At 53.2% G+C, this 26922-nt stretch carries 7 protein-coding genes and 1 pseudogene; all 8 read right to left on the reverse strand.

Annotated elements, in window-relative coordinates:
• Nucleotides 1-15: 15 nt before the first annotated feature.
• Nucleotides 16-3462, reverse strand: a pseudogene (locus tag C7R94_RS31095) (beta-ketoacyl synthase N-terminal-like domain-containing protein); the annotation flags it as partial.
• Complete coding sequence (locus C7R94_RS10905) at nucleotides 3444-9266, reverse strand: SDR family NAD(P)-dependent oxidoreductase (RefSeq protein WP_106780897.1); 5823 nt, start codon at nucleotides 9264-9266, stop codon at nucleotides 3444-3446. The gene C7R94_RS10905 and the pseudogene C7R94_RS31095, both read right to left, overlap by 19 nt.
• 22 nt (nucleotides 9267-9288) lie before the next feature.
• Nucleotides 9289-10035, reverse strand: a complete 747-nt coding sequence (locus C7R94_RS10910) for a polyketide synthase (protein WP_016742408.1) — start codon at nucleotides 10033-10035, stop codon at nucleotides 9289-9291.
• Between the two features lie 6 nt (nucleotides 10036-10041).
• Nucleotides 10042-10806 (reverse strand): enoyl-CoA hydratase/isomerase, encoded by a 765-nt coding sequence (locus tag C7R94_RS10915; protein WP_106780900.1) that lies wholly within the window; start codon nucleotides 10804-10806, stop codon nucleotides 10042-10044.
• A complete protein-coding gene (locus C7R94_RS10920) occupies nucleotides 10806-12056 on the reverse strand; it encodes a hydroxymethylglutaryl-CoA synthase family protein (protein ID WP_085974945.1) in 1251 nt (416 codons plus the stop codon). The genes C7R94_RS10915 and C7R94_RS10920 overlap by 1 nt, the downstream gene beginning before the upstream one ends.
• Nucleotides 12057-12080: 24 nt before the next feature.
• Complete coding sequence (locus C7R94_RS10925) at nucleotides 12081-13319, reverse strand: beta-ketoacyl synthase N-terminal-like domain-containing protein (RefSeq protein WP_106780902.1); 1239 nt, start codon at nucleotides 13317-13319, stop codon at nucleotides 12081-12083.
• Nucleotides 13297-13539, reverse strand: coding sequence for an acyl carrier protein (locus C7R94_RS10930; RefSeq protein WP_106780905.1), 243 nt, complete (start codon nucleotides 13537-13539; stop codon nucleotides 13297-13299). Before C7R94_RS10930 ends, C7R94_RS10925 begins: the two co-directional genes overlap by 23 nt.
• Nucleotides 13536-26915 (reverse strand): SDR family NAD(P)-dependent oxidoreductase, encoded by a 13380-nt coding sequence (locus tag C7R94_RS10935; protein WP_106780908.1) that lies wholly within the window; start codon nucleotides 26913-26915, stop codon nucleotides 13536-13538. The genes C7R94_RS10930 and C7R94_RS10935 overlap by 4 nt, the downstream gene beginning before the upstream one ends.
• Between the last annotated feature and the right edge of the window lie 7 nt (nucleotides 26916-26922).

The raw sequence follows: 26922 nt of genomic DNA on the forward strand, positions 1-26922 counted from the left end.
GACCTGAACCGCATCCGCATCCGGCTCAGAAGCAGCGAGCCAATAGCGTTCCTTGGCAAACGGATAAGTCGGCAGGCTCACCCTTCGCGGAGGGTTGCCGCCATAGAGCTTCTGCCAATCGATTTCGAGCCCTTTCGTCCAAAGGTCAAGCAGCTTGCCGTACTTTCCCTTGGCAAACCAGGCATCAATTGCCGTTTGCATATCATCGTCAGCAGCCAGTGCTTGAAACGAATTTCTTCCCCGCTTAACCTGTCCGCGATAAATGCCGGGGCCGGCGCCATACATCCTGTACTGTTCTAGCTGTTCCTTTAGCTCGGCAATTGACGCTGCGGTGAAGGCTAAACGTTCCTCCATCGCCTGCCGGCCAATCTGAAGCGTAAACGCAATATTTGCAAGATCCTCATTCCGCCATGTCCTTGCCCCGATGGCTTCAGCGAACTGGCGGACTTTCGCTTCCAGACGCTCCTCGTTCATCGCGGATAAAACTATGATGGAAACGTGCTGTGCCAAATCCGGACGGTCTTCGGCCTTCTCTGTGAACTCTTGGACGACAAGATGGGCATTCGCTCCTCCGGCACCGAAGGAGGATATGCCGGCGATACGGGGATACGTGATTGTTTCCCCGTTCAAGACGACGACGGGCCGTTTCCATTCCGTCAGCCGCTGCTGCACCGCAAAAGGCGTCCGATCGAAGGCGATATTCGGGTTCACTTCGTCCGCGTGCAAAGTGGGCGCAAGCTGTCCATGCTTCATTTGCATCAGCACCTTGGTCAGTCCCGCTATGCCGGCCGCGCTTTCACAGTGGCCGATATTCGATTTAACGGATCCAATCGCACAATAGCCATGTTCTTTAGCCAGCGGCGAGAATGCTCGTGTCAGCCCCTCGACTTCAATCGGGTCACCCAGCTCCGTTCCAGTACCATGAGCTTCGATATAGCTGACGGCACCCGGATGTATGCCAGACCGCTTTAATGCGTCTTGGATCAGCTGCGCTTGAGCGGAAGCGCTGGGTACCGTATAGCCGTTCGTCCGGCCGCCGGCATTCAGCATACTTCCTTTTATGATGCCGTAAATATGATCGCCGTCTGCAATCGCAGCATGCAACGGCTTAAGGACAACCGCGCCTACACCCTCTCCATCGACGAATCCATCGGCTTGTGCACCAAAGGATTTGCATTGATCGCCAGAGGAGAGCATGTTCATCGAAGTTAGCCTCTTGTAGTGGACGGGATCTACGATCAAATTAACGCCGCCCGCAATCGCGCATTCGCTAGTACCGGAATAGATACTCTCGAGCGCAAGGTGGATCGCAGTGAGCGAGGAGGAGCATGCCGTATCGACAGCCAGGCTCGGCCCCTGGAAATTCATAAGATAAGATAGCCGGTTTGCTATGGACCAGAAATTCGCCCCAGTCGAATAATTGCCGTTCATCACCCCGACAAAAACACCAACCTTCCCGGAACGGCTTAGACGTTCCGGGGTATAACCGGCATCCTCTATACTTGCATAAGCGGTTTCCAAAAAAATCCGCTCTTGCGGATCCATTCGTTCGGCTTCCTTCGGCGCAATCTGAAAGAATAGCGGGTCGAATTTGTCAATATCGTCCAGGAATCCGCCCCATTTGCTATAGACAGCGCCCTCCTTGCCCCGCTCTTCGTCGTAGTAGAGTCTCCAATCCCACCGGTCGGATGGGATTTCGGTAATGCAATTTGTTCCCTGTTTAAGGTTTTCCCAGAACTGTTCTACATTCCGTGCCCCCGGATAACGTCCGGACAAGCCGATAATCGCCACATCCTGTTTGCCTGCCGCTTCGCTCCCCGTCATTTCTATGACGGGTTGCTGTTCGTTTATCGGCTCAAGGGCTGCCGGTTTCATATGACGATCTGGCGCTAGATTGCTATCGGATACTTCTTGCGTATCGAAAATGGAGCTGCCTACTGCTTGTCTCTCCATTCCCGTGAAGCGAAGCATCTCCTCCGGATGAGTTTGCAGCAAATAGTCGGCTAACGCATTAATCGTTGAGTGCTCGAAAAATAGTGTACTGTTTATTTTGGCGAAATGAGGCCGGAGTGCTTCCGTAAGCTGTACGACCAGAATCGAATCGATTCCGTATGTCTCTAGCGACACGTATGTTTCCATGCGCTGGTATGGAATTTTCAGCGTTTCGCAGATGAGCGCCTTCAGTCGTTCTCTGCCCTTCTCGCGGAGCACCTCCTGGCTTTGTTCATCCTTTTTGGCAGACAGCGTTGTACGAGCAATCGGCTTCCGCTGGGGTTGTTCTTCTGCAGTGTTATTCGATGCATCCTCTTGACTTCGTATCCGGATCACACCGTCGCTTTCGGCTGCTATAATCTGCTGTCCAAGACCGTGTGAATGCTCAGCAGGGAAAAACACATCGAGGAAGCCCTCCTCCTCCAACAGCGAACGCCACGAATTGGGTGTCAAACCCGGTGATCCCGGCATCCGAAGCTCTTGATCCTCATACAGCCACCAGCCTTCAAGTAGACCGAACGTCAGGTGGATGAACAGATTGCTGCTGCTCATTTCATTGAGGAGCAGCAATCCACTGTGCTTCAGGACCGTCTTGACGCTTCGGATCGTTGTCTTCATATTTCGGGTTGCATGCAGCACATTGGTTGCAATCGCAAGATCGAATGCGCCTTCCTCGAAGCCCTGCACCGCCGCCGGCTTCTGGGCATCATATAGACGATAGGTCAAAAAAGGGTAATGCGGTCCGTACTCGTGCTGGGCATGAAGCAAAAACGCTTGAGAAATATCCGTATAGCAGTATTCTGCAATATGCTCCTGCAACGGTTTAAGTCCCGCCAGCACCCGTGCGCTTGTTCCGCCCGTTCCTGCGCCGATTTCCAAAATGCGCAAGCGAACAGCAGGATCTTCTTGAACCCGTTCCTTAATAAACGCAAGCGTAAGATCCGATACGATCTTGTTGAAGTAATCCGCGATGTGATTGTTTTTGTAGACATCCTCGACAAGCGTCATCGATCCGTTCGGGAATATAATATCCGTAGCGGCCGTATTTCCGCACAGCACCTGTGGAAGTGCTCGGAGTGCAGCGTCGACAAGGATCATTTGCGCGCCGGAATCCGGGTGATCCCTCCACTGCTCTAAATGCCGATCCCATTGGGCCCAAACGGCTGCATGGTCTTCTTTCCGATTCGGATCGACGACGTATTCGCCGACAACCTCCGATATAAAACCATAACGAAGCAAATAATCGATGCTAGTTTCCAACCATCTGTCGTAAAGCCTAGATTGGCCCAGCAATCCGGCCAGCCCCTCCTTGGATTGTCGCTCTCGGTTAAAGAAGCCGGCAGCTTGCAGCTGCACCCAAAGAAGCTTGACCAGAACCTCTTCTTCCAGGCGTTTTACATCTCGTATGCTCTCCTCTATACCGTTCACCTGACCGCTCCTTTCGTCCATTGCTATACACCCGGCTTCCATCTTATATCTGCGATCCTATCTGCCAGCTCCCTGAAACTCCGGTGCCGGATGACCAGCTCCGGCATTACATCTATTCCGAGCCGTTGATTGAGCAATTCCGTGAGTAAACTCATCTTAACCGGATCAAGGCCGTATTCCGCTAATTCCGCGTCGGGTTCTATGTCCTGTTCGTCGACCTTCAAAAACATTGCAGCCGCTTCCCTCACGAGAGACAGCACCTCTGCCCGCTGCTTTGCATCCAGGATGCTTCCCGTCTCTTCCTCTAAAGGTCGCGCTGCAGACGAGAGAGCTTGAAAGGGAGCCGGAGCGAAAACGCTTCTGATCCTGCCGAGGACTGATCCGAAGCGTTCTGGTAGAACCGCTATATGCTGGTCTGCGGCTGTTTCCTCTATATGCAGCGGCTTGGTCGTTTTAACGAAGCACAGTTGATTCACCTTCCCGGCAAGCAGTCTTTCCACGACGTCCATGGCTTCGTCCGGCTCGATGGACCCCATTCCGATCCGTGCCATTTTCTCACGGAGAGCATCGGATGAAACCGTCCCTACACTTCCCCAATACCCCCAATTGATCGTCTTGACGGAACAAGACCATTCGGAGGCGAGCTTCGCTGCGAAAGCGTCGCTAAATGTACACCCAGCTGTGTAATTGCTCTGACCAGGCGATTTCAGAAACGAATTAAAAGATGAAAAGAATAAAACAAAGTCCAACTGCTCACGATCAAATACTTGAGCTGTTCTTACAGCTGTACCGTTTTTGGCTGAATACCCCGCTTCAAACCGCTGCCCATCCATTTTTGCCAAACTTTGATCGAGCAGGACGATCGCGGAGTGAACAATGCCATGAATACGCGTATACCGCGATTTTATCGTCTCATAGGCCTTCTGGAGCGATACCAAATTTGCCGCATCGGCCTGGATATAGGCTGGCGAAGGTCCAAGATCCCCTAACCGTGCGATCTTAGCCCGAATGGCTTCGTCCATCTCTCTGCGGCCAATCCACACGATTTGTGCTTGATAGGTACGGACCATATACTCGGTCCATACCTCGCCAATACCTCCGGCTCCCCCGATGACGACATAAACGCCGCCGTGCCGGTAAGCGGTACGCTTAATCGGCAAGCTTTTGACAGGAATCAGCATCTGCTTGTACCAACCGCCTTTTCGGTAGCCCCATGCGTTTCCCTTGGCATCCCTTGGTAGCGATGGCAGAACGTCCAACGGCAGTTCATCCTTCAGGCCTATGTCTAACAGTCGCACGCTCCAGTTCGGATATTCCTTCGCCATCGACCCGACCAACCCATGGACACCAGCATGTGCAAAGCCAGATGTTTCACCTGCAAGAATCGGCTGAGCCTCCACGGTGATGATGGACCAGTGCAAGGGCCTCGACCCGAAGCCGATTTCCAGTAGTGACTTTATGAGCCTAAAAAGCTGGAATATCCCATCCTGTTGTTCACTGATCATACCTTCGTCCCGAACGGTTTGAATCGGATGAACTGGCGAAATCCATATAATATGCTTCAGATCGTTATAGTTGCTCAGCTTCTGAGCCATATCCTCAATCGAAGCTTCGGCTTCAAACGACAGCGACTGAGCCGCTGGATACCTGTGGTTGATTTGAATGATTTGCTCTGGCGTTCCGCCGATCACGATGTCGGCATCCGGAACATGCTGCAGGGCTGGCGCTTCGTTGAACGCGGCAAGTTCCCAGGTAGGAACCAGCAGCAATCCATCAGGTAATCGGTGAGAACCATCAGTCTCGGTTTGATGGGGGGTAAAGCTCCAGGTCCCTGATTTCCCTGCACGCTTGGTTGCCATTCCCCTCATGGCCGCACAAACATGGCCTTCCTCGTCACACAAATCGATATCGAAGACGCGCAGCGAATCTCCTGAAGCTTCTGCTTTCCTTATGCGAGTGACCGCCCACATCACTGAAGTACAAGGACGGTAGACCGTAAGCTCCTGAATGGCAAATGGCACATAGGGCCCATTTGCCTCAGCGTCGATTTGGCGTCCATGACTGTGCAAGGCGAAGCCGATCGTGGACTGAGCGGCAGCGTCGAGCAATACCGGGTTGCATCCAATCCGCTGCATCTCGTCACTCATGGCGGCCGGCAAATGAATCTTAGCGATCGCACAATCTTCGCCGATTTCAATCGTCTTTACTGCTCTATAACCTGGACCATATGCAATGCCCATATTTTCGAAAGCACCGTAGCACGTTTCCTGATCCAGCTTTGCGACCGAGCATTGCGCGCGAATGGCCTGCACGTCCAGCTGAGGAGGGGCAGAAGCCGCATGAATAACAGCTGTCCCTTTGCTATAAATCGGGCCTTCATCCGCATCAGCCTCTGAAGGTCCTGCCAGAATACAAAATGAAACTTGGTTGTCACCCTCCTGCGTTAAGGAAACATGAATGTGTTCGGCCGTCGCTTTCGCAATAAAAGGCCGCAGCCATACCACATTTTCCAACGTAATGGCCTTTCCCTTATCCACGTAATCGGTCGCAATCTCGACTGCAGCGCGGGCCATCTCAAGGAAGGCCATTCCTGGCATGATAGACTGTCCGGAGACAACATGGTCTCGCAGCAGCGTCTCCTCATTTGTAAAGGAAGCGCTGAACCGGGTCTTCCCTAACACCGACGTATTTCTGTGCACAAGTGGATGAAGACGCTCGGTTAAAATTTTCGTATGGAGCGGGTCCCGGTCCGAAGCCTTTGCTTCAAGCCAGTACCGCTCCTTCGCAAACGGATAGGTCGGCATGTGGATGCGCTTCCCTCCGTTCACCAAAGGCAGCGCTTGTAAGCCCTGCACCCATTTCTTTGCAGTATCGGCAAGCTTTTCCTCTTGAGAGGAACCGGTCTCATTCTCCGATGTCAGTTCTTCGCTTGATGCGATCGCATTCCTTATTTGCCTTCTGTTTACTTTCCCAGTGAATACAAAAGAAGAAGGTCTCCGCAGCAAATGGTCCTCCATTGCCTGCAGCAGTTCCTTCCTCGTTTTTGCCGTGAACGCCGCACGGACATCCATTTCTTCCCTCCCCGCTTGCAGCGTCAACGCCACATCTGACAAACAGATGTCTGTTTCCCGCAGTAGGAAGGCTTTCAGGGATGCGACAGCGTCGTCCAGCTGATTTTCGGTCTTGGCCGATACCGGGAATAATAGCGGTTGATCCATAGGAGGAGCCGAATGTCCGAGCGATTCCGGATTATATTCCTCAATGACCATATAGGCGTTCGTTCCGCTAAACCCGAAGGAACTGACGGAGGCCCGTCGAATGCCGGATTCGATCTCCCACTTCTTCAAGGACGTGTTTATAAAGAAGGGGCTTCCATCAAGTCGGATATGCTCATTCAAGGAATCGAAATGAATGGTTGGCGGCAGCATACGGTGCTTCAACGACTGTACGACCTTGATTACGCCCGATACGCCGGATGCCGCGAGCAAATGACCGATATTGCTCTTAATGGAACCGAGTGCGCAGTAGCCCTTCTTGCCCGTATATGCGGCGAACGATGCAGTAAGGGCTTCTACCTCGATCGGATCGCCGAGCTTTGTTCCTGTACCATGTGCTTCGACAAGCGAAATGGTCTCCGGGTTAATACCGAATTTATCAAAGACAGATTTCTCCAGCTCTTCCTGTGAAGCAGCGCTGGGGGCTGTAATTCCGTTTGTCTTCCCGTCCTGATTAATACCCCAGCCGCTTATGACGGCATGAATCGGGTCTTTGTCGCGGACCGCGTCGGACAGCCTCTTAAGCAGCAGCACGCCCGTACCTTCCCCCGGAACGAATCCATTCGCCCTGTTATCGAACGTATAGCAGCGCCCATCCTTGGACAGCATCCCGGATTTGCTCGTCATAATATGCATAGCCGGTCCGCTCATGACATTAACGCCGCCAGCCAACGCCATGTCGCAATTGTCCAGGAGCAAACTGTTGCAGGCTTCTGAAATCGCGACAAGCGATGAGGAGCAAGCGGTGTCGATCGCCATGCAGGGACCCTTCAAATTCAGCAGGTAGGAGATGCGTGCGCTTAAAATGGAAACCGAGGTCCCCATCAGATTTTGCGCATGGAGCTCTTCTCCACTCTCCAAACGTCCGTAATCGCCAGTGCCACATCCGGCAAAGACCCCGCAGCGGCTACCGGACAAGTCGGATGGACGCAGTCCGGCATTCTCGATGCATGCCCAGCTGTTCGCCAGGAATAGCCGCTGCTGCGGATCCATGTATTCCGCTTCCACAGGCGATATTTGGAAAAATAACGGATCAAATTTGTCCGCATCCTCCAAGACGCCCATCCATTTCGAATATGTTCTGCCTGGCTTCTTTGGATCGGGATCGTAGTATCGCTCGAGAGGCCAGCGTTCTGCAGGAATCTCGGATACGCAATCTTCACCTTTGCAAATATTGTCCCATAATTCGTCAATATTAGCAGCTTTCGGGAATTGGCCTGACATCCCGATGATGGCAATGCCATCCAGAGCGGGCGATTTCCGGCTTTTCTCCTTGGTCATATCTTCCTGGCTACGGACGACCACTTGTGCACTGTGCAATCCAAAGGATTCCTGCCTCTGACTTTTCTGCCTTTGCATCCGCTCGATCAGCTCGTCGGTCTGGTCCGTCATATCCTCCGCCGTACGACTTATGACGACTTTGCCAATATGCTGTCCGCGGCTGACATATTCAAGCGCCTCTTTAATTCGCTGAAAGGGGTATATCCTGGACACAATGGGTACGATTTTCTCCGTTTGAAGCAGGTCAACCATCACATGGAGCAATTCCTTGTTAAATCCCTTTTGGGCACTTAACCGCCGTAAATCAATGCTATGAATTGTTTGGTTATGTACAAGTCCGGAAAGATCCAGATTTCCGCTTGTCTTCAGCGCATGCACGGCCAGCTCCAGGTAGCGGCCTGAAGGGGCCAAACAATTCAAGCCCTTCTGAATCGCGTCCCCGGACAGCATATTAAGTACAACATCAACCCCGCGGCCATTGGTTAAGGAGGCGATTTCCCGATCAAAAGGCGAGGCGCTGTAATGGATCGCCGCAGCAACGCCAAGCCTATCAAGCAGGGCGAGCTTATCGGCTTTGCTGCTCGTACCATAAATCTTGCAGCCTTTCAAATTCGCCAGCTGCAGGGCGATAAGGCCGCAGCCTCCTGTCGCCGTCTGAATGAGCACCTGCTCACCTTGCGCAAGCTTCCCTGTCTCGAAAGCGTGATAAACTGTGGAGAAAACAACAGGCAAGCTGCACCCTTCTTCAAACGTTATGTTGGCAGGCTTCCGGACGGCATTAGCGGCGGCAACATTCACTTCGCTGGCATGGCCGCCCAGCTGCCTGCCTGTAAGAGCGATGACCTCATCGCCAATCTGGAACTCCTCTACGCCTTTGCCGATGCATGTGACGATTCCGGCTACTTCAAACCCCGGCACGAATGGATAGTCGGGCATCGTCGGATATAGCCCGTTTACGCACATGAGATCTGGAAAATTAACTGCCGATGCCATGACTTGTATCGTCATTTCACCAAAGCCAGGCTCCGATACAGACCATGGCCGCAAAGAAACCTCGCTAATGTGATGAACGTTCGACACGACCAGGCCAGCAGAATCCGATTTCGCTGACTGCCGGCTGTCGACTTTCAATCCCGCCTTCTCCGGTTCCGGACTGCGGGAATCAGCATGGTCTGCTGGAGACGGGATTTTCCTCCCGTCGGCAGCCTTCAGCTCCATAATTCGACGCTTGGCATCTTCAGAACTAACCTCTCCCGCTTGCAAAGCGCGAAGTATCTCTTGAATATTCACCCTCACACCTCCTGCCTGTTCGCTATTTACCAAATAAGGACAGAATCTTGTCCCGAACTTCTGTCTGATGGAAGGTTAGCTCATGCATCGCGACTTCTTTCGCAATATAATTCGGGAGCTCGGCTCGCACCGTCTCAACCAGATGGTCCTTTAAAGCAACCAACGAAAGGCGCGGCTTTTCTGCGAGCTGCCGCGCAAGCTCCAGAGCATGGCTCATCACTTGGTCCCGAGGAAGGACCGCGAAAGGCACGCCTCTCTTCTCCAAATCCGCCCCGCGGTAATTGCTGCCGCTTAGCAGCATTTCATTGCCCAGGCTCAATCCCAGCTTTCGCGGCAAGATATACGTTGCACCCATTCCCGGTGTGAAGCCGTATTTCATGAAATTGGCCGTATAGACACTCTCACGGCTCATGACGACAAAATCGGCAAACAATCCGATCACAAACCCGCCTCCGATCGCATGGCCCTGCATAGCGGATATGACGGGAACCGGACATTCCAATGCAAGACTGTAAATGTTGCTGTCCGTAAATTTCAATTGCCCTTCGAAAATGGCAAGCAAAGCTTCTTGCGTCCCGCCTGAGGCAAAATAAGTATCATACCCGGTCAAAATAACGGCTTTATACCGCTCTGTTTCCTTTACAGTTAGGAAAGCATGCGCCAAACCCTTTACCAGGTCGTCGGAGAACGTGTTTTTGTATACGCGGTCCTGCATTGTAATCAGTGCGATACCCGGCTCGATTTCACGCAGCTCTACAACCGGTTGCATTACACATCAACCTTCCCATGGAAATTGGCCTTTATTGACAAAATTATAGATAACTGCGAGCGTATCCGGGTCGGCAAACATGGTTTGATTCGCAGTTATTGCCAGTTCCCTGCCTTCCCGGATTAAGGGCTGCAGCTCAATCATATAGCGTTTGTACTTCGCGACCGCCGCTTTCGGCAGACGCTTCAATCGAAGCAGATGACGGCGCAGTAGCGACTCGCTTTCCGGCTCCCAAGCATCGATCAACCCCCAGCGGAGTGCGGTTTCCGCATCGAAGGTCTGTGTCATCAGCGTCATATAATGCGCGCGCTGCATGCCCGTTTTTTGAATAAGAAACGGCATTACACAAGCGGGATACAGGCCGAACAGCAGCTCGGACAGGCTGAATTGAGCCGTCCCGTCCGCCAGAACGATATCGCTTGCTGCGATAAAGCCAATCCCCCCGGCATTTGCCTTACCTTTGACGTGAGAAAGAACGATGTAAGGTCCGGTGCGCATTTTCACCCATAACGCATACAGAGGTTCAGGATTGCTTCGTATGGATCGGCCTTCAGCCATATGGGCGTGAATCTCCTGGAAATCTGCGCCCGTGCAGAATACATGAGGCAGACCTTCCAGCACGACAACCGTCACTTCTTCCTCGCATTGGTCCAGCACGTAGCCCAGTTCCTCTACAAGCTGGTCATTGATTGCGTTGTCCGCTTCGGGTCGGTTCAGTCTGATAAAGCATACGGTTCCCTGATATCGAACATGTAGCGTCTTAAACTCCATTACAGCCACCTGTAAATCCGATGGAAGTCCCGGATCTCTTCCAGGTAGAGACGCTGCTCACCCCGTACAGATACGGGAATCCCTTGCAAGTCCAGCTTCGCGTTACGAGTTCCAAACCGGATGCCATGACCGCTTCTCAGCATCGCTTCATATTCGTCAAAGCCGAGCAGACGTCGCTCCTGCAGACGTTCGCTCAGCTTGAATTTACGCAGTGCCACCTGGCTTTGACTTGTGGCGACACCGCTGTAAAATTCCGAGCAGCAGCCGGAGCCGTACGAATAACAGCCGATCCGCTTGGGCGTATCAAACGTCCCATGCTCGATTAGGCCTGCCAGTGACAGAAAAACGGTGCCGCCCATGATATTTCCGACACGCTGGCAAAATCGAATGCCGGGAAGTACACGTTGATTAAAGTCCGCTTCGATCTCCGGCGCTTTGGCCTTCGCGATTCTTCGCATCATCGTGCGATGCGCGCCCTTCACCATACCACCGAAGGGAGTATGAAACGCCAAATATTGAAACGTATCCTTATAGTCGGCTTCAGGCACCCGCGATTTGTAGGCCATAAAGGTTTGTTCGCAGCAATCCAAATACGTGGACAGCGACAAATCAGAATTACCTGCTTCGCTGTCCGGCATCGGGCGGCACGTATCCATCACTTCATAACCGTAATAACCGCTCGCGCCCGTATCGATTTGGAAGACATACGGTGTATCGCTGACCAAAAGGGCAACAGCTCCAGCTCCCGCACTTAGCTCTGCATAGGACCAGTCTTCGGTCAGCGAGCTCCCACCCTCAGCCACGAAAAAACGGGATATGTCCGTAGCAATCACCAGCGCCTTGGCTCCCGGGGATGTGCCGGAGAGAATAAAATTAACTGCAGCATGCAGGCCTGCTGTTCCCGAATAGCAGGCCTGCTTGATTTCGTACATCCGGCAGCGGCGGTTTAAGCCGAGATAATGATGGATATACGTGCTCATCGATTTGCCGAAATCGATACCGGATTCCGTGCAGGTAATCACCAGTTCGATCCGGTTCCGCTCTTCTTCAGACAGCGAATCCACGATCGGCTTCGCAGCATTGACACCGAACGTGATTGGGTCCTCGTAAGGCAAGGCAACGGTTTTCTCGAGCATCATCAGATTCTCGAACCGTGCATTATCCAATTGGCGCCTCGCTGCAAGTTCCGGGACATCCAGAAAAGCAGTGCCGCCAAAAACATTCATCGCTTCTATTCCAACTTGAGTCAAGGCCATTCTCCTTCTCCGTTCGTTTTAAAGCTTTTGTAGTGTGACCGCTGTATTCATGCCGCCAAAGCCCATGCTGAGGCATAGAGCACGAGAAATGGAGTGCGTGACGAATTGTTCCTTCACCCAATTGAACGACTCGTCAACCGGAAGCTCCAGATTACGCGTCGGATGAAGGCGAGAGTTACGCATCTGAAGCAAGACCGCAACAATTTCCACGGCTCCTGCCGCACTGAGGCCATGGCCTGTTATCGATTTAGTCGCATTGATGTAGGCATGCGACAATCCGCTGTCTTTAAGCGCGCGCAGCTCCGTTTCATCACCGATCGGAGAGCCCGTTCCATGCGGATTGACGTAGTCGATGTCGGCGGCTGAAATACCGGCCCGGCGAAGAGCTTCACGGATTACGCGCATTTCTCCCTCGTAGGACGGATTCGGATTTCGGTTGCCGTCCATCGCGATCGCCGTGGCGGTAATGGCCGCATAAGGACGAACCCCTCTCTTACCAGCAAAAGACGCGCGCTCAATGACGACGGCAGCGCAGTTTTCCCCGTAGATAAAGCCGTCCCGGCCGCGATCGAATGGCCGACAGGCCAGATCCGGTCTGTCGGCATATTGATCGGAGCCCATTGCGCCCAGGCTGCGAAAGGCCGCAAGCTCCATATAGGAAAGGTCGGCCAATGCCCCGACTGCGATGCAAGCATCGACTTCCCCGGAGCTAACAGCTTGAACGGCTTGAGCGATAACAGCCTGACCGCTTGCGGATGCGCCTCCCAAAGTAAACGCAAATCCACGAATCCCAAACTGCTCCGTGCAAAGTCCGCATAAATCACTGTCCATGTACGTCATCGCATAAGTGGGCCTCAGAAACGAAGGACGTTCCGAATACGAGGCATAGACTTGGAGAGCCTCCCGCTGTTGTAAGTTGGAACCGCCGATAATGAGGCCGATACGCTCTGGCTCAACCTGATCCAGAACTGCATCCTCCCAAGCCTCATGCATCGTTGCCATCGCAGCCTGCCCGGAGAAGGAAGCTGTTCGCAGCAGCCGTTTAGAAAGACTTTCCGGCATAACCAGCGATTCGATCTCCGCTCCCAGGAAAGAAGAGCTGCCTTTTTGGCGACCTGGACGGTTCAGCACAGCAAAGGCGTGCCGGCCGTCAAGGAGGGCTGCCGCGAAGACCGCCTGTCCTTGACCAATGGCCGATGTGATGCCGATGCCTGAGATGACGATATCGTCGGGTCTACAGCTTGCCCAAGAACCCATCGGCCAGTTCCCCTATGCTTGACAATCCAATAAACTGCGATCTTTGATTCTGCAAAAGCGACAAATCCTCCATCACCATCGAAATTAGATCCGCGCGGTCGATGGAGTTCAATCCGAGATCCGAAAGCCGGTCCTCCGGCCTTAGTTCCCGTCCCTCTAATTCGGGGACGATCTCATACAAATTTTTTATGATAAGGGCTGTTATTTCTTGTCTGTTCAATTTCGTTCCTCCTCAAGGATAAGACGACTGACGTAATTGTTAGCCTCATGAATGTCGAGCCTTCCGCTTTCTACTTGCTGTAAAATGTCATCCAGCAGAAGCGAAGAACGTCCGATTTCCTGTTCCGGGGAAGCGCCTTGCCCCCGGCCCAGCTCGGAACTCAGGTACGCCGCGAACTGTCTGATCGTCGAATAGTCATAAATTTTCGTCGCCGTGATGCTCGTGCCGTATTGCTTATTAACCGCCTTGATCCATTCGACGCCGACAATCGAATCAACCCCGATGTCCACGAATTTGATTTCAGGATCAATCTCATCAGGTTGCATAAACATGGCCTCCGCCATGCTCTGGACCAATTGTTCTTCCAGTACCTCCAAGGAAACACCGTTGCTTGGAGGGGGCGTCCTTTCTTCGGCAGGGTCCTCATATTCGGCTGCCATAAGTACCGCCGTTTGCTTCGGCAACTGGCTTAAGTGATCGTAATCGTGTTCTGTTTCTGCTTCCGCTTCGTTCCCAACCGAAGCGGCCTTCTCAGCGATTACGTCGTGCAAATAGGAGGCAAATTCGCTTAAAGTCGAGTAATCATATATTTTGGTCGCCGTAATGGATACGTCATACTTCTTATTCACTGCTTTGATCCATTCCACGCCGATAATCGAGTCCACGCCGATTTCGACAAACTTTCTCTCCGGGTCCAATTCGGCCCGCTCCATAAACATCGTATCGGCCAAACTCTCGGCCAGCTGCTCAGTCAACACGTCGAGCGATATGCGCTGTTTCGATACCCCGTCGATCTTCTTCAATTTAATCAGCGGGAGCCGCAGCGAGTGTCCGCTTCCGTGATCGATTTGATCGGGAATGTTCGATAGCGGCCTTAACGAAATTGTCTCCACTGCTTCCCGGTCCATCGTTCCAGCCTCACGAATATGAACTTTTGGAGCTGGAGCAGGATCGCTTCCATATGTTCCTGCGGATTTCTGTCCATTGCCGCTAATGTTATACCAGCATTTTTCTTCAGCGAACGGATAGGAGGGCAGGCTAATGCGTCTTGGTGCCATTTTGCCGTAGACAAGCCGCCAATTGAAATCAATGCCGCTTACCCATAAAGACAAAAGCGGCTCAAACTTCTCTGAAGCAAACCATCCCAGCCAGGTCGATTCATCCGGCGCTCCGGCTTGTAGCTCGGACAGTGCCGCGCCTGACTTCACCCTACCGAGGTGAAGATTCTCCATTTGGCCATTCTCGGCAATCGCCTGCAACCCGCGTTTCAGCTCCAGAACCGATGAAACGGTCATAGCCGCTCGTTCTTCCATCGCCTCACGGCCCACCTGAAGGGTGTAAGCCGCATCAGTCAAGTTATCATCCGTAATCTGCCGCATCGCTATTGCATTCAGATAGCGAGAAGCCAATCGTTTCAGTCCCTCTTTGTTCGGTGCGGACAAAACAATCGGAACGGTCCTCTCGGCTCGATCGGCCGAAAGTACCGCTACGGGCGGATTATATTCTTCCACGATTAAGTGAGCATTGGATCCTCCCGCGCCGAATGAAGAAATGCCCGCTATGCGCGGCATTTCCCGCTTTTCTCCGCCTGCTTCGACGACGGGCCGCTTCCATTCCTCCAGCTTCTGCTGCACCCTAAACGGTGTATCCAGGAAGACGATATTCGGGTTCAGCTTCTCGGAATGAAGCGATGGCGCCAGCTCCCCGTATTTCAACTGCATCAGAACCTTCGTTAAGCCTGCAATTCCCGCTGCACTCTCGCAATGACCGATGTTGGATTTTACGGAACCGATCGCACAAGCGAATGTCGGAAGGGCACTCGTTTTCCATGCATCACTTAAACCTTTTATTTCGATGGGATCGCCAAGCGCCGTACCGGTTCCATGCGCTTCGATATAGCTGATTGCGCCCGGATCAATGCCCGACTTTCGGATCGCCCGCTCGACCACACTTGCCTGCGCTTTCGGATTCGGAACCGAGTAGCCGTTCGTCTTACCGCCATGGTTGACAGCTGAGCCTTTAATGACGCCGTAGATACGGTCTTTGTCGGCAATGGCCCGTGACAACGGCTTTAACAGAACGGCGCCAACGCCTTCGCCCGGCACGTAACCGTCGCCTCCCTCGCCGAAGCTCTCGCACCGTCCTTTGCTCGACGCGAATTTTCCTTGCGCAAGCGCCAAGTACTTATTCGGATGAATAGAAAGGTTTACACCCCCAGCTATAGCTGCATCGCATTCTCCCGCGCGCAGACTTTGGCAGGCCAAATGTATCGCAGTGAGCGAAGATGAGCACATCGTATCGATAGCCAGGCTCGGTCCATGTAAATTGCAAAAATACGATACGCGGTTCGCAATCGATGAAGCGCTGCCAGACAGCGCCATCGGCCGGCCCCGAACCGTTTCTTCAGCACCATAAAGCTGATATTCCTCGTACATGACACCGACGTAAACACCTACATTACCGCCAAGACCGGACGAATCGAGCTGCTGCAGGTCATGCCTCGTGTATCCGGCATCCTGCAGCAGCTCATATGTGCACTGTAGAAACAATCGCTCCTGAGGATCCATAAACGCCGCTTCTTTTCGCGAAATGTGAAAGAACAACGGATCGAAACGATCCACCCCTTCCAGGAAGCCTCCCCATTTAGAATAGGTTTTCCCCTGTTTATCAGGCTCTGCATCAAAGATCGCCTCATGATTCCAACGATCTGCCGGGATTTCGGTGATGCTGTCGACGCCGTTCCGGATATTGTGCCAAAACGCCTCCACGTCTCTTGCTCCCGGATAGCGTCCGGCCACCCCGATAATCGCGATATCCTCCGGCCGCCATTCGGTTGTAGCTCCAGCTCCTACCGATTCAACATCGTTATTGCCGGCAGGCGGTTCTTCTTTCTCTACAGCATGGCTGTCATCACGCGAAAACCTGACGCGTTCAGGGATGGACACTGCCGATCCGAACGAAGAACCGTCCTCCAAGCCCAAGACAGCAGGCAGACGGCCGAGGTGAGCACGCATCAAATAGCCGGCCAGCTCCCTGATCGTCATATATTCAAAGAATAGCGATTTGGACAACGTTCCGAATGATTGTTCCAGACTCGCCGTCAACTGCATGATGGTCACTGAATCGACACCATATTTCTCGAACGGCGTATCCTCATGCATCCGCTGAATGGGCAGCTTAATTACCGCCGATACAAGCGATTTTAAGTACGCTATGGTTCTATGCTCCAGCTCATCCCGCGGAAAGGCTGGAATGCCTTCAGCCGTTACAGGCTGCTGCACGACAGCTGCCGGTCGAGCTTGAGCCTGCGGCGGAGACTGACTCCCGGCCGTCAAGGCAGCCCGTATGCGGGAAGGATCTCCCGCTATCGTCAGGACATGGTCCGCTGCAGATGCTGCTGCGGCATATAAAGCATGCAATCCACCGGCGGTTTCGAGCACAGACATCCCGGTCAGCCTGTTCATCATGGAGAGCGTTTCCTCATCGATCTGCATGCCGCCCTTCTCCCAGAGCGGCCAAGCGATTGAGCAGGCTTTGCCCTTGCGATGTCCTGAAGCCGTAAGAGAGTTCCGATGCGCTGCGAACGCGTCCATAAACCCATTGGCGGCTGCATAGTCGGCTTGACCGAAATTGCCCAATGTTCCGGCAAGAGAGGAATAAAGCAGCATAAAGTCGAGCTCCATATGCCTCGTTGAACGGTCCAGATGAATAAGACCGGCCACTTTAGCTGCAAATACCCGATCGATGTCCATTTCCGTTTTTTTCAAGATGAAGCTGTCCGATCGAATGCCTGCGCAATGAATGATACCGGACAAACCGCCATAGCGAGCTTCTATCTGTTCGATTGTTTCTTGGATGGCGGAAGCGTCGCTGATGTCCAAGCTGCGGTACTCTGCATGGGCTCCCACCGCTTTCAACTCGTCAAGATGCTTCTGTATTCCTTCATCATGAGCGGAGCGCCCCGTTAGGATCAGGTTCGCACCCCTAGTCCGCGCGGCGGCATCTCGCGCAGCGATCATCCCGAGCTTGCCGCAGCCGCCTGTGATCAGATACGTGCCGTTATGTTTCCAAGGTACCGGAGCCCCGTTTTTGTGTTCCATTTCCACAAGCCTTTGAACATAACGATTACCGGCTTCATAACGAATGACGTCGTCCTCCGGTTCAGACCCATTCTCGTCGATAATCCCGGCAATGACAGGGCCCACCGAGTCCTTACCCAGTAAAATCGTCTGCCCGACGACACCGGGATGTTCAAGAGCTGCGGTCTTCAGCATTCCACTTAATCCAACCATGACACGCTGATTGTCGTTATTCGGGAGCACCAATTGAATCAGCGTCCTGCCTTCCGTACCATGAAGTGCGGATTGAAGCTGTTTCAGCATCCGTTTGGCATAAATCGTATAACACGACGCCAACGTCATATTTTCTAGGCCGTCGCCCAATAGATGAACCTCTGCCCCGCCCCCCTGTTGCATGAGCTGATTCGCAAGGGAGCTGTCCGATCCGCCCAACAAGACGATACGCCTTGTATAAGTCACTGTATTCTTCTCCGTATGGCAAGGCTTCAGTTCCCATATCGGCTGGAACAACAGCGTTTCTTTAGGGGAAGCAACAGGTTGTTCATACACCTCTTCACGGTCAATCCGTCTGGACGTCAATCCTCTTATCCGTACACGAACGATTCCGCTGGTGTCGATAAGCTCGATATCCAGCTTGCGGATCGGGCTCTCCGGTAGAAGATCGCTGCTAAACCGGATCCATGCCCACATCTCTCCTGAACATGGGCCAAGGATGTCCAATTCCTCCAGCGCAAAAGGAACGATTGGGCTCACGGATTGCGGCTGCCCCTCCATTGCTTCCAGAACTTGACGGGGAAACAAGCCGACCGTTGCCTGGAAGACGGAATCAATCAAACTCGGATGAAGCACATAATCATGCGGCGTGTCAGCTGCTTCCGCCGGAACAAACACGTTCGCCAATGCTTGAGCGTTGCCGGTATAGATACTTCTGATCCCTCTGTTGCCGGGTCCATACAAAAGTCCAGCTGATTCGAATGCCCGATAGCACTGCTCCCCTGACAGCTTCGGCCCGCTGCATTGTGACCTTATGACTTCAATATCCATAATCGGGCTCTCTTCGGGCTCCTGAAGCAATACCGTTGCCGTACAATACAAGGTCTCATTCTCGTCTTCGCCCTGATTGGTAAAGACCTCGCATGCCAATTCTTCGTCTTCCTTACGGAGCCGAATATGCACCTCGGAGGATGCATTGTTCATGACAAGCGGTTTTCTCCATACGATCTGATGAAGACGAGTGCCTGCCGAACTTAACAGTTTGCCGGCTGCAGCCTCAGCGGCTGCACGAATCATTTCGAGATAAGCGGCGCCCGGCATAACCTTATTCCCATCAACAACATGATCGGCCAGGAAATGCTCCTTACCGGTAAACAGCGAACTGAAACGCAGCTGCGACACTTCCGATGTATTCCGGTGCAGCAATGGATGAAGAGGTTTCCCGCCCTCTCCTTCCCGAGCAAATATGATGTCGGTTTCCGGTATCCAGTACCTCTCCTCCGCAAACGGATACGTTGGCAGGCTCATCCGGCGTGGAACCATATCTTCGTAAAGCAGACGCCAATCGATGTTCAGCCCTTTCACCCACAGGCCGAGGATCTTCGCGAATTTCCCTTTTCTCATCCATGCCTTAAACGTCTCCGATAAATCCTCGTCTGTCCGCCACATTTGCATCAGTTCATTGGTCTGGATGTGACCCCGGAAAAGGTTGTCCCGTTCTTCGCGATTCGCTAAATAAGCAAGCAGCTTATTCTCCAGCTCCTCGACCGAACCAACGAGCATCGCCAGCCGTTCCTCCATCGCTTCCCGGCCCACTTGGAGGGTGTAGGCAAGATTCTCCAGGTTTATGTGTTCACACCCTTGATGGCGTATGAAGGACAAGAGACGCTGCGCAACGAGCTGTAGACGCTCTTCGTCGCGCGCTGAAAGTACAATGATAGCCGGATCGTGCCTATGGTAAGTCTGCTTTTCGCCTGTCACATGTTCTTCTGAAATATATTCTTCGATAACGAGATGCCCGTTGGAGCCTCCCGCGCCAAAGGAAGAGAGTCCGGCAATTCTCGGAAGTTCCTTTGTCGTCCCGTCTATAATCAGAGCAGGTCGGTTCCAGGCCTCCAACGCCCGCTGTACCACAAAAGGTGATTGCTCGAAATCGATGTTCGGATTGAGCTCCTCCGCATGCAGAGAAGGCGCCAGTTGACCGTATTTCATCTGAAGCAATACCTTCGTCAAACCGGCAATGCCTGCTGCGCTTTCGCAATGGCCGATGTTCGATTTGGCCGAGCCGATCGCACAAAAGCGAACGTCGGCCGTATGGGCGCGGAAGGATTGGCTCAAGCCCTCGATTTCAATCGGATCGCCAAGCGAAGTGCCCGTGCCGTGCGCTTCGATATAGGTAATGGTTCGCGGATCAATACCGGCATCCTTGATTGCCTCGCCAATGACATCGGCCTGCGCAGCTGGACTGGGTACCGAATAGCCGTTTGTTTTGCCGCCGTGGTTGATGGCCGTTCCCTTGATAATGCCATAAATGAGATCGCCGTCCGCAATTGCATCTTCGAGCGGTTTCAACACAGCTGCACCTACCCCCTCGCCGGGTACGTAACCGTCGCCGTCTTTCCCGAAGCTTTCACAGCGGCCTTTGCTGGAAGCGAATTTACCTTGGGAAAGGAAAATGTATTTATTCGGGTGGACGGATACGTTGACTCCGCCGGCCACGGCAACACGACTTTCCCCTTGCCGCAAGCTTTGGCAAGCCAGATGAATGGCTGTCAACGACGAAGAACACATCGTGTCCACCGCCATGCTTGGTCCTTTGAAATCGCAGAAGTAAGAGACCCGGTTTGCGACAGACGAGGGATTACCGGATAGTGCGATTGGCTTCCCTCGAGCAGTCAACTCCGCGCCATATAGCTGATATTCCTCGTTCATGACGCCAACGAATACGCCAACCCGCTTCGTCTTCCCTTGCCCCTCGGCAGCGAGCGTTTCCCGTGTATATCCGGCGTCTTCGATCGCTTCATAGACGCATTGCAGAAACAATCTTTCCTGCGGGTCCATGATCTCGGCTTCACGCGGCGATATATTAAAGAACAACGGATCGAAGCGGTCGACGCCCTCCACAAATCCGCCCCACTTCGTATATACTTTCCCCGGCTTACTCTTATCCTGGTCATAGTAGACGCTGTGATCCCAGCGGTCGGGCGGAATTTCGCTGATGCAGTCCTGACCGTCACGAAGCTTCTCCCAAAATTGTTCAACATTTTTAGCACCCGGATAACGACCGGCTATGCCGATGATCGCAATATCGTGTACACGACGACTTCCGTCCCGTGCTTCTGTCGGCCGCTTGGATATCGGACGTGCAGCTTTTCGGTATGCTTCCTTTGGCTTCGGTAAAACGGTAGTAGGACTCATGGATTCTTCCGCCGCCATTTTTGCGCCTACTAACTCGGCCAAACGGAACCGATGATGTTCGATGAAAAAAGCCGCCAGTCGACCGATGTTTGGGTATTCGAAAAACAATGTTTTCGACAAAGAACCGAAGACTGCTTCCAGCCGGCTGGTGATTTGCATCACCATGACGGAATCGAGGCCGTACGTTTCCATCGGAGCTTCAGGGTCCATCCGGCTAGCGGGCGTGCCGGCCACGGAGGATATCAAATTCGTCAAGTACGCGACCGCTTTCTCCTGAAGCGTATCGCTTTGATCCCAAGCGGACGGTTCTTTTATGCCGCTATCGAAAGCCTTCGCCTTCCCTTCGTTCTGAGCCATCCGCATAAAGGAACGTAACGTTTCTTTCTCACCGTCGATAACGGTGATTTGCGATTTTCCAGCAGCCAAAGCCATGTAAAACGCTTGAATGCCCGTGCTGCTTGCCATTGCCCTCATGCCGCTCTTTTGCTTCAACAGCTTCGCCGTCTCGGCATGAACCTGCATGCCGCCTTCTTGCCACAGCGGCCAACAAATCGACAATGTGCGGCCATGCCGTTGTCCAGCTTCCGCTAACTCGTTACGGTAGGCAGCAAAACGATTCAGAAAAGCGTTGGCGGCCGCATAATCAGCCTGAGCGGGATTACCTATTACACCTGCTAAAGCCGAGAAAAGCAGGAAGAAATCCAACGGAATATGGCGAGTCGCATCATCCAGATGGACCGTTCCGGATACTTTTGGCCGAAGGACGTTCTGTAGTTCAACAGCGGACTTGTTCTTCAAATACGCATCTTGAATAACACCTGCGCCGTGCAGGATCCCGTTTAATGTACCGTATTTGCGGCAAATCTCTTGGATCAGCGTTTCCACCGCCTCCAGACTACCGACATCCGTTTGCCTGTATTCCACCGTCAGCCCTCGGTTGGTTAATTGCTCTATCCGTGCACGCTTGTTTTGGTCCAGTGCTGATCGTCCCGCAAGGATCACGGCAGCGCCGCGGGTCCTTCGCGCAATTTCTTCCGCAAACAGCACGCCAAGCCCGCCTATTCCCCCGGTTATGAGGTAAACGCCGCCATCCTTCCAAGGAACGACTGTAGACGGCTCGGGAACCGTACGCATCTCGCGCCAGCGCAGAGTGCTCTGCTGCTCCCTATTCAATCGGATGTGCTGCAATTCTGGGTGCTTTGCGTACGCCGCTAGTAATTGGGCGAGGTGCAGCTCACTCGACTGAGTTTCAATCTCGATCAGCTGTCCGGCTATTCTCGGCTCTTCCATGGTCGCTGTTTTGAGCATTCCCGACAACCCCGCAGCCAGTTGCTGTTGATCCGTATGACCGATAAGCAGCTGTATCATAGTTGGGCGCTTATCCTGCAGCACTTCCTGTACGATACCGAGCAGCTTTTCTGCATAAGCATGGTAACGCAGGTCGATCTTATCCTGATGTTCGGTCTGCAGCGCGATGCACCGGACGTCATCCTCCTGTCCTTCGATTTCCTCCAGAGCGAAGGCACACTCTTCAGCAGCGACGACAATTCGGCGCTCATATCGGTGCACAGCTTCGTTTGTACCTATAGAGTCCTCCGCCGTTTCCCATATCGGCTCGAACAACAACACTCCCTCGTCGGAGTGTGCGTTTGCTTGTACCGGGCGGGCAGCATACCCTTTGACCCGTACGCATAAACGGCCCTGACCGTCAACCAAATCGATATCAATCTTCTTAATGCCGCCACGCATCCCCGAGTCGTGACTGAATCGCAAATACGCCCACATCTCGGCATCCATGGCATGTACGATATCGAGCGTTTCAATAGCGAAGGGCAGAAGCGGGCTTAAATGAAGACTGCCATCCAATGGACTTACGTTATTTTCTCCGAATACAAGACCAGCCATTGATTGAAGCGCGGCATCCAGCAGACCGGGATGCATTGTAAAAGGCTCCACGCTCCCTTGATCAGCAAGCATCGACAACTTTGCCAACGCTGCCTGTTCTCCAATATGAAGCTGCTCGATGCCCTTGTGGGTGATGCCGTAATGAAAGCCGATCTGTGCAAACGCCTGGTAGCATGCTTCTGACGAAACCGTATGGCGGCATGCCGCTTGCGCCTCCTGCACATTCAGCCGCTCCTCCAGCGCAGCCGTCATCCACCTTCCCGAACCTTGAAAATGAACAACTACTTCTTCCCTGTCTTTATCCCCCGACAAGCTATATACCTCGAACGAAATCTCCTCATTCTCACCGTAAGCGAGCGCGATGTGAAGAACAACCGGTTCATCCCGCGCAATGAGGGGTTGTACCCATCCAACATGCTTTAGCTGCAGGATTCGTCCGTCGTCAGCAGCCGATTCAGTAGCAAGCCGTACGGCTACATGAGCCATTTCCAAGTAAGCGGAGCCGGGTAAAATCTTCTGGCCGTTTAGCACATGGTCCGTGAAGAAGGGCTCATCGCCCGTGAAAACGGAGCTGTACCGCTGCTCCGTAAGCGTCGACGTATTGCGGTGCACCAGCGGATGAAGAACTTCCGATTGCTGCTGTTCATCCCGCTTTACCGACTCACTTACTCCGCTAAGCGGCACCCAAAATCTCTCCCGTGCAAAGGGATACACCGGCAATGAAATCCGTCTGTATTGACTGTCTGTAAACAGCTTGTCATACGCCAGCTCATAGCCTTGCTGATACAAGCCGGCAATCCTTTCTAACACCTCCGGCTTATCGAGCTCCGAATTATGCCATTCCATGATGTACGCCAGACCCTCGTTCTTCTTGATCGCATCCTCCTGCCGTTCCCATTCGTGCACGACCGACGCAAAGAGACCCGGCGCGCTCCCCTCAAGGAGCCAGCGGTTCAGCACAGCGACAAGGGCAGTCACATCCTCAATGATACAGGCCAGCCGATGCGGCAAATGCTTACGTCCGATCAGCAGTGTATAGCTCATATCCCCGATATCCGCTTCGGGATGCTTGTCGCAGTAAGCGATAAGCTGCTCCGCCTGCTGACGCAGCTGCGCGTCGGACTGCGCCGACAGCACTACCAGATGACTGCGCGTTGGCCTTGGCTGACGATTGATCGTTGGCGCTTCCTGAAGGACCATATGCACATTCGTCCCGCTGAAGCCGAATGAACTGATCGCCGCGAACCGGCTTTCACCCGGCTCAGCAGGCCATTCCTTGAGATGGGTGTTGACGTAGAAGGGGCTTCCTTCCATTCGGATATTCGCATTGCCCTTCTGATAATGAAGGGATGGCGGAAGCTTTTTATATTTCAATGACAACATCAGCTTGATCAACCCCGCGATGCCCGCAGCAGCGATCGTATGGCCGATCGTTGTCTTGATAGAGCCGATCGCACAGTATTCTGTTTTGGCTGTGTAATGTCTAAATGCGCGCGTTAACGCCTCATGCTCGATGGGGTCGCCAAGCTTAGTGCCAGTGCCGTGTGCTTCTACCAGTTGAATGCGCCCCGGATCGATGCCGAATTGTTCATACACTTCGCGCTCGAGCTCTTCCTGTGCAGCACCGCTCGGAGCCGTAATCCCGTTGGTCGTGCCGTCCTGGTTCATGCCCGATCCGGCAATGACACCGTAGATATGGTCGCCATCAGCAACTGCATCGCTTAACCGTTTGAGAACAACCGCACCGACACCCTCGCCTGGTACAAAGCCGTCCGCCCGTTCATCAAACGTATAACAGCGCCCGGAAGCAGACAGCATGCCTGCCCGCTGTGCACTGTCGTGAAAAGCTGGGGTAGACTGAATGAACACACCCCCGGCCAAGCTCATATCTGTCTCCCGCGCCCACAGTCCCTGACATGCTAGATGAACAGATACGAGTGAGCTGGAGCAGGCGGTATCAACTGCTATCGCCGGGCCTTTCAGGTTCAAATAATATGAAATTCGAGCAGCTACGATTGAACCGGCATTTCCCCACATCGCCTGCGCCGGGGGATTATCGCCGATCAGATGCATATAATCGCCGATATTATACCCCACATAAACGCCGCACCGGCGGCCTTCCATTGCCGAACCGGCATAGCCGGCGTCCTCCAGTGCTTTCCAGGACTCCTCCAGAAACAACCGCTGCTGAGGGTCCATGTAAACCGCTTCCGTTCCCGAAATATGAAAAAAGTACGGGTCGAACTGGTCATAATCGTCAAGTAAGCTACCATAGCGAACGATATTGAAGTCCGACTGTTTCCATCGCGTGATTTCCCCGACCAAATCCTTTCCACTGGCCAAATGCTCCCATAATTCTTCAAAATTACGGGATTTGGCAAACCTACCGCTCATGCCGATGATGGCAATCGGCTCCTTATGAGCCGGGCCTCGGGCTGGTGCATCCGCTTTCTGGAACGCAGGGGGCGTTTCCCGTAAGCTTTCGCCTGCCGAGTTCGACCTAGCATCCGCCTGCAGCGGTATGCGGTCAGCAGCTCCAAAGACCCTGGAAACGGCTTCGCCGTGCTCAGCCTGCAAATAGCCTGCAAACTGATTAATCGAGCTGTATGTAAACAGAACGGTCGTCGGCAGCTCCAGTCCAAGCTCCCCATTAACCAATTGGATTAAGTGAACGCCAGTAATGGAATCTAGCCCGTAATCGGCAAAAGCATGGTTCGGAGCGATCTGATCGCGGTCAACCTTAAGCGCTGTCGAGATGTGCTTTCTAAGCATGAGCTTGACAGCTTGCATGTATCTGTCATTGTCCTGAGGAGTCCAATCCGCTTTCGGTTCCACTTTTCCGGTATCATCTGCCGTTGTGGAGACAATCATCGCCGCAGCGGTATCCATATTCGACCCGGTTCGTTTTGCTGATGATGTACCGGATTTTCGGACAACGCCATCGCTCTGACAAGCGATAATCTGCTGTCCCAAGCTCCGAGCTGCCTGCGCCGGGAAATAAACCGACTGGAACCCCTCCTGCTCCAAAACTTTCATCCAAGTCTCCGAAGTTAAGGCGGGCGAACCCGGAATGCGCAGCCAGTCGTCCTCATAGAGCCACCAGCCATCCAGAAGACCGAATGTCAGGTGAGCGAAGAGTGTGTTGTGGCTCATCTCATTTAGCAGCAATAAACCATTTTTTTTCAGTGCAGATTTAACGTTGCGTAGCGTAAGCCGAATATTTTTTGTCGCATGCAGCACGTTAGACGCGATGACCATATCGAATGTACCGGGCGAAATCCCCTGTTCCGCCAGGGGCTCTTCAACGTTCACGATCCGGCAGCTTAAATAGGGAACTGCCGGTCCGTATTGTTCTTGTGCATGGATAAGAAATGCTTTTGATAAGTCGCTGTAAACGTACTCCGCGATCTGTTCCTGGTAAGGCTCCAGCTTGCGGAAGACCATCTCGCTCGTACCGCCCGTTCCCGCTCCCAGCTCAAGAATGCGCATCCGTTGCCCTTGATCCAGACTTTTTACATATGCAGCCGCTGTATTGGCCAACACCTCGTTAAAATAATCCGATACCGGATTATGTTTATAGATGCCTTCGACAAGCTTCATCGAGCCGTTTGGAAACAGAACGTCAGTGGCGGCGGTCCGACCGGTCAATATCGCCGGAAGCGCTCGAAGTGCCGTTTCCAACAGGTTGACTTGGGCATGTAGATTGGGATTGCCCAGCCATTCCTTCTTCGCGGCCGCCCACTCTTCCCACACCTCGTTCAAATGAACAGGAGGAGATGCTTTCGCAAGGCCCTGTCCTTGTGGCAGCCTGATATACCCCTGTTCAGTTAGCTGTGTCAAACTCTCTTCAAGCCAGCTTCCGTAGCGCGAATGCACCTTGACCTTCAGAGCGTCCAGGTCAAACGAATGCTGTGTAAACTGTCCGAGTTCCCACAGCTGCCCCCACAGCAATTTATAGGTTAACGCGTTTAATTGATCCAAGACGAAC

Origin of the sequence: Brevibacillus sp. NRRL NRS-603 (genome assembly GCF_003013445.1) — a bacterium.
GTDB lineage: Bacteria > Bacillota > Bacilli > Brevibacillales > Brevibacillaceae > Brevibacillus > Brevibacillus formosus.